At 34.3% G+C, this 14,029-nt stretch carries 13 protein-coding genes; 11 read left to right on the top strand and 2 right to left on the bottom strand.

All coding sequences use genetic code 11. The annotated features are described in order from the left end of the window. Positions 1 to 1,350, bottom strand: coding sequence for a hypothetical protein (locus RTY06_RS04730; protein ID WP_312823194.1), 1,350 nt, complete (start codon positions 1,348 to 1,350; stop codon positions 1 to 3). A gap of 328 nt (positions 1,351 to 1,678) precedes the next feature. On the opposite strand from RTY06_RS04730, the gene RTY06_RS04725 reads away from it, so the two are divergent. From RTY06_RS04725 to RTY06_RS04705, 5 genes are all read left to right on the top strand, one after another. Then, complete coding sequence (locus RTY06_RS04725) at positions 1,679 to 1,867, top strand: hypothetical protein (RefSeq protein ID WP_312823192.1); 189 nt, start codon at positions 1,679 to 1,681, stop codon at positions 1,865 to 1,867. A gap of 62 nt (positions 1,868 to 1,929) precedes the next feature. After that, a complete protein-coding gene (locus RTY06_RS04720) occupies positions 1,930 to 2,157 on the top strand; it encodes a hypothetical protein (protein ID WP_312823190.1) in 228 nt (75 codons plus the stop codon). 305 nt (positions 2,158 to 2,462) lie between these two features. Continuing rightward, the gene (locus RTY06_RS04715) at positions 2,463 to 3,359 is read left to right on the top strand and encodes an SMEK domain-containing protein (RefSeq protein ID WP_312823189.1); all 897 of its coding nucleotides are present in this window, start codon (positions 2,463 to 2,465) and stop codon (positions 3,357 to 3,359) included. Further along, positions 3,346 to 3,660: a hypothetical protein gene (locus tag RTY06_RS04710; protein ID WP_312823187.1), complete on the top strand. Its 315-nt coding sequence runs from the start codon at positions 3,346 to 3,348 to the stop codon at positions 3,658 to 3,660. Before RTY06_RS04715 ends, RTY06_RS04710 begins: the two co-directional genes overlap by 14 nt. Then, positions 3,661 to 4,038, top strand: coding sequence for a hypothetical protein (locus RTY06_RS04705; RefSeq protein ID WP_312823186.1), 378 nt, complete (start codon positions 3,661 to 3,663; stop codon positions 4,036 to 4,038). It abuts the gene before it with no gap. A gap of 131 nt (positions 4,039 to 4,169) precedes the next feature. Here the strand turns inward: RTY06_RS04705 and topA are convergent, their stop codons facing one another. Beyond that, positions 4,170 to 6,728, bottom strand: a complete 2,559-nt coding sequence (topA, locus tag RTY06_RS04700; RefSeq protein ID WP_312823185.1) for a type I DNA topoisomerase — start codon at positions 6,726 to 6,728, stop codon at positions 4,170 to 4,172. 301 nt (positions 6,729 to 7,029) lie between these two features. On the opposite strand from topA, the gene RTY06_RS04695 reads away from it, so the two are divergent. From RTY06_RS04695 to RTY06_RS04670, 6 genes are read left to right on the top strand one after another with little or no spacing between them, the layout of a single operon-like run. Further along, complete coding sequence (locus RTY06_RS04695; RefSeq protein ID WP_312823184.1) at positions 7,030 to 10,635, top strand: MMPL family transporter; 3,606 nt, start codon at positions 7,030 to 7,032, stop codon at positions 10,633 to 10,635. A gap of 44 nt (positions 10,636 to 10,679) precedes the next feature. Then, positions 10,680 to 11,594, top strand: coding sequence for a dialkylrecorsinol condensing enzyme DarA (locus RTY06_RS04690; RefSeq protein ID WP_312823183.1), 915 nt, complete (start codon positions 10,680 to 10,682; stop codon positions 11,592 to 11,594). A 2-nt stretch (positions 11,595 to 11,596) separates the two neighbouring features. Beyond that, on the top strand, positions 11,597 to 12,736 hold the full coding sequence (locus RTY06_RS04685; RefSeq protein ID WP_312823181.1) for a beta-ketoacyl-ACP synthase III: 1,140 nt from the start codon (positions 11,597 to 11,599) through the stop codon (positions 12,734 to 12,736). Next, a complete protein-coding gene (locus tag RTY06_RS04680) occupies positions 12,736 to 13,167 on the top strand; it encodes a hypothetical protein (RefSeq protein ID WP_312823179.1) in 432 nt (143 codons plus the stop codon). Before RTY06_RS04685 ends, RTY06_RS04680 begins: the two co-directional genes overlap by 1 nt. A 6-nt stretch (positions 13,168 to 13,173) precedes the next feature. Continuing rightward, entirely contained in the window at positions 13,174 to 13,617 is a 444-nt protein-coding gene (locus RTY06_RS04675; RefSeq protein ID WP_312823178.1) for an ABC transporter permease, read from the top strand. Positions 13,618 to 13,624: 7 nt separating this feature from the next. Further along, the gene (locus RTY06_RS04670; RefSeq protein ID WP_312823177.1) at positions 13,625 to 14,029 is read left to right on the top strand and encodes a hypothetical protein; all 405 of its coding nucleotides are present in this window, start codon (positions 13,625 to 13,627) and stop codon (positions 14,027 to 14,029) included.

Here is a 14,029-nt window from a genome sequence, read left to right as displayed (position 1 = left end):
TCACCAATAAAAATTCCCAATCATCTGCATCCCAAATGTCTGAATAAGGCAGAGATAAAATAAAATTTTGAACTGATTAGAATTAATATCTTTCAATAAAATCATGAAGTAAGGAACCAAAAACAAACATGCCCTAGCCGTTTCCCCAGTTCCGTAAGCACCAGTCAAAAGCATTGCGGAAATTGCAGAAATTGCGGAGAAAAACAGAATATTGACATTTCGGTTTTCAAAAACTTCGGTTCCTGGTTTCTTAGAAAATAAGAGGGCTAAAAATCCAAAAGACAAGAACAGAAAAATTTCTCCAACGTCTTCTAACCTTGTCATTAGATAAACAAATGGCTGATGAACAAGTCTAAAACCATCTGGATTTTCTGATTGTGAGGCTAGTAGAAATGTTTCTAATTGATTATAACCTGTCGTTGCATAAATTACCAGAAAAGCCAAAGCAAACACAACAGTGCTCATCAGAGTTAACCAAACAAAATTCCATTTCCCACGGATTAAAAAATAGAAACTGAAACAAGCTAAAAATGCAAATAGAAATAATCCTGAGAATGTAATCAAGTTGGTTAAAATTAATCCAAAACAAATCAACAGAAATGAAACAATATCAATTTTGTTTTGATGAAATATCCTCGCCAATCCTAACAGAAAAATCAAAGTTGATGTCAGAACCAAGGCATCAATGGAGACCAAAAGATAAATATTAACGGATGGAATCACAGCAAATAAAACCAATAGCCATTTTCTTCTTGTCTCTTCGAAGCCGAGATAAACCAAAATCTGATAAAATAATGGAAAGGATAAACATCCAATTGCGAAAAAGACAATTGCCAAGGTCTCGATATTTGAAATATTCAGAATCCAAAAATGCAGAAGCGTTACAAACGGCGGATGCGTCTTGGTGTGCATCTGAAACTGTTCCAGATTCTTAGAAAAATCCCTTAACCAAACTTGTCCGTCGGTAATATTGATGGCATCGGCATAATACTGCCTTCCTTTCAGATAAAAGGGTTGCAGAAAAGCAATATCAAAGTCACCCTGACTTAAATTCCCTAAAATAACAAGAATTATTGCGATTAAAAACAAGAGATAAATATTCAGTTTTGCAGCATATCTGAAAGCTAAAATCCCCGAAATCAAAAATAGAAATGCGAAAACAAATCCGCTCCACAAAAACTGATTGGGATAGATGACAGAAATCGGAAACAGAACGCCTGTTCCTGTGTAACCGCCATTGTTTTGATAATAAAAATTAGCGCCTGCAATAGCTATCCAAATGACGATCGCTACAAAAAAGACCATCCAAGGAAAGTTTTTAAGATCTGTCCATTGTAATTTTTCTCCCATCAGGAAATGTGTTTTCTTGGTTTTAAGGGCAAAAATATTAATAAAACTTCAGACTGCTCATTAATTTTTTGTGATTATCCAAGTTTTTACAAAAGGCTTCGACTCCGCTCAGCCTGACATTCCTTAATCGTTTAGTATTACAGTTGTCACACTGAGCCGAGTCGAAGTGTCTGTTATTGACTTAGGATTAAATAAAAACATAACCGCCCCAATTCATCAATGTATTTTTAAATAAATATCACCACTTTCAAAACAAAATTAACCTTTGTAAACCAATAACACATTTTAGTTTATTACATTTGATTGTTTAACAAAAAAAATACAAACGATGAGTACAAAAAATCAAATCAGTGTAGCGATTCCCGCTACAGTAACCGCCAGTGTCCAAGAAAAATTACAAGAATGCAGCACTCTGCTTGCCCCCTATTTGCAGGGATTAACTGTCGATGAAAGAAAATCTCTTTTTAAAATGGGTGATAAGACTGTAGCTACTGTACAAAAATCAAGGATTATGTAGAAACTAATCCAGAATTCGCACCTTCTTATATGGACAAGGAAGAATTTTTAAAAGGCGAAGCATTGGTAACAGGACTTAGCCCTATTGGTAATATGGCTACACAACTGGCATCCGACATCTCGGATACTATGATGTTAGCAGGAAGCGAGGCACTTGCGGCTGCCTTATTCTATTACGGCACTACCAAAGAAGCCGCAGACAGAGGAATTGCAACAGCAGGTCCTATCTATGATGATCTGAAACAGCGATTTGTACAAAAATCAAGAAGATTTCCTCCTAAAACAGAGTAATCACTTCTAAAAAACCTCATCAACGACTCTTTTTGGACGTTCATTGTCTGAAAAGAGTCGTTTTCGTTTGAATTCAGACGATTGTCATCTGAAAACAGACGTTTTTTGTGTAAAATCAGACGATAACGAGAGAAATCAGAGGATTATCCTTAAAAAAGACATTTTTTTGGATATAAAATGATTGGTGAAAGGTTTTTTGGTGGATTGGGAATTGTGGGTATATTTGATTAATTATGAATATAAACACAAAAACATTGCAATTGCCTTTTAAATATTAAATTCTAACATTGAAAAACTAATCAGAAATGAAACAATTCGAGGTTCTACAATCTATTAGCAAATATCTCTCACGCTTCAAAGAACAATTAAAAATACTTAATGCCAATGGTGAGTTCAGTATTAACATACATGCTGAAAATGTGCTAATAAAAATTCTAAATATTGTTTTTGATGCAAATTTTGAAAATACAAATTATAGCGAAGGGAAGACATATAATACAATGGATTTACGTGATAAAAAACAACGTATTGCAATCCAAGTAACAGCTACTTCAAATATTAAAAAAGTTAAAGAAACATTGCAAAGTTTTGTAAAATATAATCATTACGAAAATTTTGATAAGATATTAATACTTATTTTAACTGATAGACAAGAAAAATATTCTCAAGAATCGTTCGATAAAATTCTTGAAAGTAAATTTGTATTTAGTCAGAATGACGATATAATAGATTTGACAAGCCTATATGTGAAAATTAATGCATTAAATGAACTAACTAAAATGTTAGCAATAAACGAACTTTTAGAATCGCAGTTTAGAGATAAACTAGATGTACCAAAAAATCCAGACATTCAATCTTTTGATAATTTACTAAATGAACTAACACCTCTATTTCTTGAAAACAAAGAATTATTTAAGAAATTTGGTCCAAACTCCGGAGCTACTGTAACAGAACCATTAAGAACAGATTTAACTCTTTGGTACAAAATTAGGCGAGAAAAATTAGTACCAAATAATTCAGTTATTTATAAATTAATAGAATCAAATCTTCATTATATACCTTCTGAATTTGAAAATATTTTTGAAAAATTAAAGGCGCATATTTATGCATTTGAAAAACATTGTGAGGATGCTGATTTTGATTATACTCAATATCAATTCCCTACTGAAATTGAAAAAATAATTTTTAATGAAAGTAAATAAATTACTAATTGATACAATGCAAGAATGGTTACAGGAAAAATATTTGCAATTAAATTACCATTTACACTTATATCTTATTGGGTCAATACTTATTTCTGAACAAATCAACGATGTTGATATTGTTATTCTTATAAAAATCGATAAACAAGAAATCAAAACATTTGCAATTTCTCAGATTGATATCAAAAAAGATTTCTTAAATAAATTTAATCTTAAGTTACATATTACTTCTTTTACTGATAATGAAATAATAGAATTTAAAAAATTCATGTCTATTAACAATTTTTTAAAATTAATATAAATGAGTAAAGATTTACATTATTCAATTCTGGATTTTTTTCATACAGCCATAGAAAATCATCAAGATGTTGAAAGCATAGAAGATATTTCTAATTCTGAGCATTATATTTTTAAATTAAAACGTAAAAATGGAAAAAGAGACGTTACAGTTTTATTATCTGATGCTTACTATTATGGACATATTGATTTCTATTCTAGACCTTCGGAACTGACAAATGGTGGTTTTATACTTGTTGCGAGACCTGAATCACAATTTGCAAATGATGATCAAATCGATTATGAGGAAGAGGGAATACTAATTGGTAAAATAGGAATATTAATGGGAGCTTTAAGACATGATGAATTTTGGAAATATAAAAGACCTAAAAAGAAAAAATAACCCGATGTCGCGGATTTGCAATCCGTGACTAACATTCAAAGCACGGATTACAAATCCGCACTATCCAATTTGACAACAAACAAAAAAAGCACAGACCAAAAATCTGTGCTTTTTATTTTATAAAAGTCTAATTACTTTTTCTTTGCCGGTGCTTTTTTCGCAACAGGCTTTTTAGCAGTAGTTGCTTTCTTAGCGGCTGGTTTCTTTTTCTCAGCAAAGGCTTTCGGGTCTTGTGCGGTGATCCATTGTTTCACCTCATCCAGAGAAACATCTTTCAGCTCGTCTGCCTCGTATTTAGAATCATCTTTCTTTTTCGGGATTTTGTAGATGCTCTTGCCGTGTTTTACAATAGGTCCCCATCTTGCATTCTCGATAGAGATTTTTTCTGCTTCCCATTGCTGGATGTATCGGTTGGCTTCTTTCTCCAGTTTGGCTTCTACCAACTCGTTAATATCGTTCTGGGAAAGGTTATCAAAATTGTAACGTTTCGGAACGTTGATGAAGATACTTTTGTACTTGATAAAAGGTCCAAATCTTCCTGTTCCTTTAGTTACAGGTTCTCCTTTATAATTAGCGATTGGTGCGTCGGCTAATTTCTTTTCATTGATGATTTCCTCTGCACGGTTTTGATCTACAGACAATGGATCTTCCCCTTTCGGAATACTGATGTAAGTCTCGCCCCATTTTACATAAGGTCCAAATCTACCTACACCTACAGAAACAGGCTGGCCATCTACTTCTTTAAGATCAAAAGGCAGTTTGAACAACTCCAAAGCTTCTTCCAAAGTAATGGTTGCAATATTCTGATTCGCCATCAATGATGCAAATGTCGGTTTCTCCTCATCATCCTGCTCTCCAATCTGAATCATCGGTCCAAACCTTCCGATTCTGGCGTGAACATTTTTACCTGTTTTCGGATCTACGCCCAGGATTCTTTCGCCATTCGCACGGTCTGCATTCTCCTCAACATCTTCAATTCTTGGATGGAATTTGGAGTAGAAATCCGTCATCATTTCCTTCCACTTCTGGTCACCGTTGGCAATGTGGTCAAAACCTTCCTCTACTCTTGCAGTGAAACCATAATCAAGAATCTCAGCAAAGTTATTAATCAAGAAATCGTTAACAACTTCACCGATATCGGTCGGAACAAACTTATTTTTATCTCCACCGAATTTCTCTTCAAGAATTTCTTTTTTTACACCCGTTTTTCCGAGTGTCATTTTTACAACCTCTCTTTTTTGAGGTTCGATTTCTCTTTTATCTACATATTCACGATTCTGAATCGTTTGGATCGTCGGCGCATAAGTGGATGGACGACCAATTCCTAACTCTTCCAATTTTTTAACCAAGCCAGCTTCTGTAAATCTTGCAGATGGTCTCGTGAATTTCTCTGTAGCTGTAATTTTTTTATAGTCAAGAGCTTCACCAACTGAAACTTTTGGTAACAATTTTTCGTTGTTTTCATCATCGTCATCTTCAGTTTTCACGATTCCGTAAGCTTTTAGGAAACCATCGAAAACAATAACTTCTCCTTGCGCTTCAAAATGTTGTGGCAATTTTGCATTCCCAATCTCGATAACCGTTTTTTCGATTTTCGCATTTTCCATTTGAGAAGCCAAGGTTCTTCTGTAAATCAATTGATATAATTTATTCAACTGAACATCACCGATGGACTTCACAGAAAAATCTGTCGGACGGATTGCTTCGTGCGCTTCCTGAGCGGAAGATGATTTGGTAGTATAATTTCTTGGCTTAGAATAATTTTCACCATATTCTGAAATAATCTGCGCTTTTGCACCATTGATTGCTTCCTGAGAAAGATTCACGGAATCGGTTCTCATATACGTGATGAATCCTTCTTCATAAAGTCTTTGCGCCAAACGCATCGTTGTCGTCACACCATAACCCAATCTGGAAGAAGCTTCCTGTTGCAAAGTTGAAGTGGTGAACGGAGCAGAAGCTGTACGAGATCCCGGTTTGGTTTCAACATTCAGAACTTTGAAGTCTGTTGTTTTTGCTAGATTAAGGAAATTCTCTGCATCAGATTCTTTATCAAAATCTTTTTTCAGTTTTGCTAAAATCTCTTGTTGAGAATTGTTCAAAAAGATTCCTTCTAGTTTGAAACTTGGTTTCGGAACAAACTCACGAATTTCTTTTTCTCTTTCAACAACTAATCTTACTGCCACAGACTGAACACGTCCTGCAGAAAGACCTGTTTTCACTTTTTTCCAAAGAACCGGCGACATCTCGAAACCTACGATTCTATCCAAAACTCGTCTTGCCTGTTGAGCGTTAACTAAGTTCTGATCGATATCTCTAGGATTTTCAATCGCTTTTAGAATAGCATTTTTCGTAATCTCGTGGAAAACGATTCTTTTTCTATTTTCAGGTTTAAGTTTAAGCTCTTCAGCCAAATGCCAAGCAATCGCTTCTCCCTCGCGGTCCTCATCGGAAGCCAGCCAAACCAAATCGGCTTTCTTAACAGAAGCTTTCAGTTCTGCAACCAACTTCTTTTTATCAGCAGAAACTTCATACTCAGGTGTGAAATTCGAAAGATCGATTCCCATCCCTTTTTTAGGCAGATCACGGATGTGTCCGAAGCTGGACTTAACCTCGAAATCTGACCCTAAATATTTCTGAATTGTTTTTGCTTTTGCCGGAGACTCGACGATGACTAAATTTTTTGGCATTTAGAAAAATTTTTGCAAAAGTAGGAGTTTTTTTATTACTAACCATTTTAGAAATAATTTCTATTGTCAATACCTTATATATATTATTGATTTCTTAATTATTCCTTTAACAAAATATTAACTTTTTTTATTAAATTCGCAGACTCAACTTTGAAAAAACATCAGTTTTTAAACACTGAAAATGAACAAGTTAAACAAACCAAAAACTATAAAACTCCAAAAGACTGCGAAATAGTGCAGGATAATTTTCAAAATGCATCGCTTTTTCATTTATTTATATTATTTAATTTCAAAAAACCGATTGATTTCCATTGCTACAGGTTTGGGAATACTTGTCATTTGCGGTTTTTTTGCTTCGAAAATTAATTTTGAGGAAGACATCAACCAGATTATTCCGAAAAACGACAAATCGGATTTGACCGCGAAAGTTCTGAAACAATTAAACTTTTCAGACAAAATTATCGTCATCATTGAAAATAAATCGAAAGACGACAACTTCCAGCTCTCAGAAACCGCAGATACTTTTTTAAATAAAATCAAACCGTTAAAACAATACATCGGTTCGGTTCAGGGAAAAGTAAATGACAACGAAATTTCCGAGACTTTTGATTTTGTGAATCAGAATCTGCCTTTGTTTCTGGATGAAAATGATTACAAAGAAATCGAGAGAAAACTCAATAAAGACAGTATTGCAAAACAAGTGGAAAGCAATTATGTTTCTTTGGTTTCGCCTACAAGTTTGGTCACAAAAGAATTCATTAAAAAAGATCCGCTTGGAATTACTTTCCTCGGAATCAAAAAACTGAATGCTCTTAATATCAGCAAAGATTTCAAGCTGGAAGACAGCTACATTATTACCAAAGACGGGAAAAATCTCCTGCTTTTCATCGAACCAAAAAATAAAAGCAACGATACCAAAAACAACGAAATTTTCGTCAATCAGCTCAATGAAATAAAAGATAATCTCAACACGCAATTCAAAGGAAAAACGGAAATCAGCTATTTCGGTTCGCCGGTGATTGCCGTTGCCAATGCCCAGCAAATCAAAAAAGACATTCAGAATACCGTGATTATTTCGATGTCGCTTCTTTTGCTGATTTTGATTTATTATTTCAGAAATATTTTCACACCGCTGATTGTTTTTCTGCCGACCGTTTTTTCAGTATTTCTGGCGTTGTTGGCTTTGTATTTTATTAAGGACAAAATCTCGGCAATTTCCCTCAGCGTTGGAGCAATTCTCATTGGAATTACGATTGATTATGCGCTTCATATTTTGACGCATTACAAACACAACAACAATATTGAAGAGCTTTACAAAGAAATCACTCAACCGATTATCTTGAGTAGCGTGACAACGGCAGTTTCGTTTTTATGTTTGGTTTTTGTACGCTCGGAAGCTTTGAAAGACTTGGGTCTTTTTGCGGCAATCACAGTTATTTTATCCTCTATTTCTGCGTTGATTATTGTTCCTCAATTATACAATCCGAAGAAAAAACAGAAAGAAGTCAACAACAATTTCATCGATAAAATTGGGTCATATCCTTACGAAAAGAGCAAACCTTTGATTATCATTTGTTCGGTGATTATCTTCGCTTGTCTTTTTGGTTTTAATAAAGTTGGTTTTAATGAAGATATTGGTGATTTGAATTACATTCCGAAAGATTTGAAAATCAGTGAGGCTAAACTTGAGAAATTGTCTGACATTACTTCCAAATCGATTTACACTATTTCTTACGGAAACTCGGAAAGTGAAGCTTTGGCGAGAAATTCTAAACTCAATCAGTTTTTAGAAAAAGAAAAACAGGAAGGAAAAATCCTGAGCTACAATTCACTCGGAAATGTTGTTTTATCAAAAGAAGACCAACAAAAAAAGGTTGAAAAATGGAATCAATTCTGGAATCAAAACAAGAAAAACCAGACCATTTCTGAGTTGGTTCAAAATGGAAATAAATTTGGCTTTAATGCTTCTGCTTTTGACCAATTCAATGAAAATTTAAATAAACCTTATTCTACATTAAGCTTAAAAGATTACGAAAAAGTAAAAGCGCTTCAAATTTCAGAATTCCTAAGCAACGATAATGGTTTTTACACCGTTTCGAATGTCGTGAAAGTGGATGAAAAGAAGCGAGACGCATTCATCAAAGACGTTGAAAAAAATCACGAAGCTTTGGCAATCGACCGTCAACAGATGAATGAGAATTTTTTAGGCTTGTTGAAAAACGATTTCAACACGTTGATTAATTATTCTCTTTTAGCAATTGTCTTAACAATTATCGTTTTCTTCAGAAATTTTGAATTGTCTCTGCTCACAATGTTTCCGATTGTTTTAACGGGAGTTGTAACGGCGGGAATTCTCTACTTTTTAGGTTTAGAATTAAATATTTTCTCCACCGTTGTCTGTACTTTGGTTTTCGGAGTTGGAGATGATTTTAGTATTTTCCTCACGCAAGCGATGCAAAAAGAACATACGACGGGTAAAAATGAACTTCCGACTTACAGAACCTCCATCATCTTGGCAGTTTTCACAACTATTCTTTCCATTGGTTCTTTGATTTTCGCCAAACATCCGGCTTTACACTCTTTGGCTTTGGTCGCATTAATTGGGATGTTTTCCGTGATTGTGATTACTTCTACTTTATATCCGTTCTGGTTTAGATTTTTAATTATCAATCGACAAAAAAAAGGACTTTCTCCAATTACTTTGAGACTTTTTTTACATTCTGTAATTCTGTTTATTTATTATGGTTTGGGCGGGTTGATATTCTCCGCATTTGGAAGCGTTTTTGTAAAAAATGCAAAAGGAAAAACTTTGGACTTCATCAAATTGGTTCTGGCCAAGTTTATGAAATCTGTACTTTACGGAAATCCATTTGTTAAGAAAAGAATCATTTCAAATCCGAAGGAAGATTTTAGCAAACCAGCCATTATCATTGCCAATCACACATCTTTTCTCGACACTTTGGCAATTGCAATGGCAACACACAAGATTGTTTATTTGGTGAACGATTGGGTTTGGAATTCTCCTGTTTTTGGAAAACTGGTAAGAGCTCTGGGATTCTTCCCAGTTTCTCAAGGCATCGAAAACGGGATGGAAAAATTGAAAGAAAAAATCGACCAAGGCTACTCATTGGTTGTTTTTCCGGAAGCCGAAAGATCTTACGACAATAATATCAAACGTTTTCACAAAGGAGCATTTTATTTGGCTGAGGAATTTGGTTTGGATATATTACCGCTTTATATTCACGGGAATTCTGAGGTTTTGCCCAAAGGTGATTTTATTATTTATGATGGTACTATCATTGTGAAAGTTGGCGATAGAATCAGCAAAGATGATTTGAAATTTGGAACCACTTATAAAGAAAGAGCAAAAAACATTAATGCTTATTTCCGAACTGAATTTGCAAAACTGAGAACTGAAATTGAGGACGAAAATTATTTCAGAAAAAAATTACTCTTAAGTTTCCTTTACAAAGAGAATGAAGTGGTAAAAGAAATCAAGAAAGATTTTAATGAAAACAATTCAATTTATTTCGAACTAAACAATCACATCGCAAAAGATGCAACAATCATGCATATAGCAGATGATTTTGGGCAAAAAGATGTTTTGTTGACACTTCAACAAGCTGGCAGAAAAATTTTCTGCCTGATTGAAAACGAAGAAAAAAGACAAATTGCTAAACAAAATTATCTTGTCAAAAGAAGAAAAATCCATTATATCAACGAATTTTCTGAAATTAAAAAAAACCTAGACGTTTTATTGATTTCTGATGACAACTTTAATCTTTCAGAAATTACTGTTACTCCAGAAACTGTTATATTATTAAAAACAAAAGAATTGTTGTTTATGAATGATAATTATTCTTTAATATTTGACTCAAGTAGTATAAAAGTTTACAAAAAGAATTAGAATAAGGGCTAAAAATCATAGTTTTGTATAAAACCATTTTTTTAATGCCTAAAAAAATTCTTGTCATATATTATTCACAAACCGGGCAACTGAAAGATATTGTGAAAAATATAGCCCAACCTTACGAAGATAAAAAAGACGAATACAGCGTCACTTATTACAACATCCAGCTAAAACAGGATTTTCCTTTTCCGTGGTCAAGTGATGTTTTTTTTAACACATTTCCAGAATCTTACCTTCAAATCCCAAATGAAATACTACCACCTCCAGCAGAAGTTCTGAATCAAAAATTTGATCTCATTCTTTTCGGATATCAGGTTTGGTATTTGACACCTTCTATTCCGATTATTTCGTTTCTGAAAAGCGGTTATGCGGAAAACATTTTGAAAGATACACCAATCGTTACCATTTCTGGAACCAGAAATATGTGGATGCTTTCTCAGGAAAAACTGAAAGTCTATTTACGTGATTTGAAAGCTCAATTGGTTGGAAATATCGCCTTGGTTGACAGGCACGACAACTACACAAGTGTTCTCACCATTCTGCGTTGGCTAACCACTGGACAAAAAGAAAAATCTGGAATTTTACCCGCAGCAGGAATTTCTGATGAAGAAATTGCTGGTTCCGTCAAGTATGGTAAGATTATTGAAGGGCATTTCCGCGAAAATAACTTTAAAGATCTTCAGCCCGATCTGGTAAAAAACGGAGCGGTAGAAATAAGACCCTTTTTGGTAAGAGTAGAGAAAGTCGGGAACAAAATTTTCACCGTATGGTCCAATCTGATTATCAAGAAAAAAGAAAAACGTCCTTTGCTGATAAAATTCTTTAAGGTATATTTGATGGCAGCGATCTGGATTATATCGCCTATAGTTTTGGTTCCGCATATCCTTATGACGCCAATATTGTGGTTTAAAAGAAAAAAACAAAGAGAATATTTACAAGGAATTAATTTAAAATAAAAATGAGTAACGTTTATATCACCAAATCTTCTACATATTTACCAAACGAACCGATCTCCAATGATGATATGGAAACCTATCTTGGTTTGGTAAACAACACACCTTCCAAAGCAAGAGCATTGATTTTGAGAAATAATCAAATCAAAACCAGATATTACGCTCTTGACAAAAACGGACAACCAACTCACACCAATGCTCAGATAACAGCTAATGCAATTAATGGGCTATTTGATGAGAATTTCAAAAAAGAAGATATGGAACTGCTGTCTTGTGGAACAACTTCCGCAGACCAAATCCAACCTTCTCATGCCTCAATGGTTCACGGCGAATTAGGAATTAACAAATCTGTAGAAATCAACACTTCTATGGGACTTTGTAACTCTGGGATGAACGCTTTGAACTATGGTTTTCTTTCCGTAAAAGCTGGTGTGAAGGACAATGCAGTTTGTGTAGGGTCCGAAAGATTTTCTTCTTGGATGACAGCGGATAAATTTGATCACGAAGCAGAAAACCTGAAGCTTTTGGAAGAAAAACCCATCATCGCTTTCAAAAGAGATTTCCTAAGATGGATGCTCTCTGATGGCGCTGGCGCATTCTTATTGGAAAACAAACCGAGAGAAAACGAAACTTCACTTAGAATCGAATGGATTGATTTCTATTCTTACGCACACGAGATCGAAGCTTGTATGTATTCTGGTTGTGAAAAACAGGAAGACGGAAGTCTGAAATCATGGGCAGATTATCCTTCTGATGAATGGTTAAAACAGTCGATTTTCGCTTTGAAACAAGACACCAAAATCCTAGACAAATATATCCTTGTGAAAGGAGCAGAAAGTTTGAGAACATCTTTTGACAAACACGAGTTGGATCCAGAATCTGTTGACCACGTTTTGGCGCACATTTCTTCCGGTTATTTCAAAGACGGTTTGAAGCAAGAATTCGCAAACGTGGGCTTGGATTTCCCTTGGGAAAAATGGTTCTATAATCTTTCCGAAGTTGGAAACATCGGCGCTGGATCAATCTTCATCGCTGTGGAACAGTTAATGAACTCTGGGAAACTGAAAAAAGGAGAAAAAATCCTTCTTTGTGTTCCGGAAAGTGGAAGATTCGCTTATTCTTGTGCATTATTGACGGTTTGCTAATGGAAATCAAGTTACCAAACTCTGCCAAAGATTTTGTAGAAAGTCTGATTCCGCAAAAGTTTCCTTTTGTGATGGTAAGCGGACTTTTGGAATATTCGGAAAATCATTTGATTTCCGAATTTGTCATTAAAGAAGATAATATTTTTGTTAATGAAAATACGTTTCAAGCCTCTGGTTTAATTGAGCATCAGGCGCAAAGTGTGGCTCTTCATACGGGTTACAAATATTTTCTTTTAGGAAAAGAATCTCCGACAGGTTACATTGGCGCTATTAAATCTTTTGAAGCTGAAAGTTTACCAAAAGTTGGAGATCAATTAAAATCTGAAGCGACTATTATTAATGAAATGATGGGCGTAACCTTAGTTGAAATCATTACAAAAATCAATGATAAAGTGATTGCAAAATCGCAGATGAAAACAGTTGTGAAATAATTTTAAATGGAACTGAAAGACCAAAGCTTAATCAACATCCACAATTTTCTGCCTCATCGCCAACCAATGCTGATGACGGATTATATTTTGGAATTGACCGAAGATAAAGTCATCACGTCATTTAAGATTACTCGAGACAATATTTTTGTTTCTGATAATGAATTTGTTGAAGCTGGATTAATAGAAAACTTGGCGCAAACTTGTTCATCCATCCTTGGACAAAGTTTTTTTCAGAATCCTGATGTAGAAACTAAAGTCATTGGTTTTATAACTAATATCAAGAAAATAGAAATTTTTGCCTTACCAAAAGTTGACGACATTATCATTTCGAAAGCTTCATTGATTTCTCAGTTTGACAAAATCTGTAATATCTTTTGCGAGACTTTTCTTAATGATGAATTATTAATCAGAGCAGAAATCAATTTGTTTATTCAAGAATTGAAAAACTAAAAAACCAATGAAAAAGCAAGATATTCCACAAGACGAAAGCAATCTTCAGTCCGCCAATATGACCGAAATGTTATATGTGATTGATGAAAATAATAATTACACCACCGCTCAAAGTATTGGCTGGGAAGCCAAAAAAGCAGCGTTGGACGAATCGATGGAACTCATTTATGAAAGAATCGAAGAAGCTAAACAAAATGTGGCAAAAAATCTGGTAAGTCCAATCGTATATTTTATGGAGTTCAATAAAATGGATTTACAGGTTCTTGCAGCTTATGTTGGCAAATGGCAATGGACCGTAAAACGACATTCAAAACCACATATATTCAAAAAACTAAGCGACTCTACTTTGAAAAAATATGCTGATGCATTCGGAATTTCGGTAGAAGAACTAAAAAATTTCGACGGTAAATAA

The sequence above is a fragment of the Epilithonimonas sp. genome (assembly GCF_032055105.1).
Lineage (GTDB): Bacteria > Bacteroidota > Bacteroidia > Flavobacteriales > Weeksellaceae > Epilithonimonas.
Note: the sequence above shows the minus strand (reverse complement) of the source record. Positions and strands in the feature narration are given on the sequence as shown.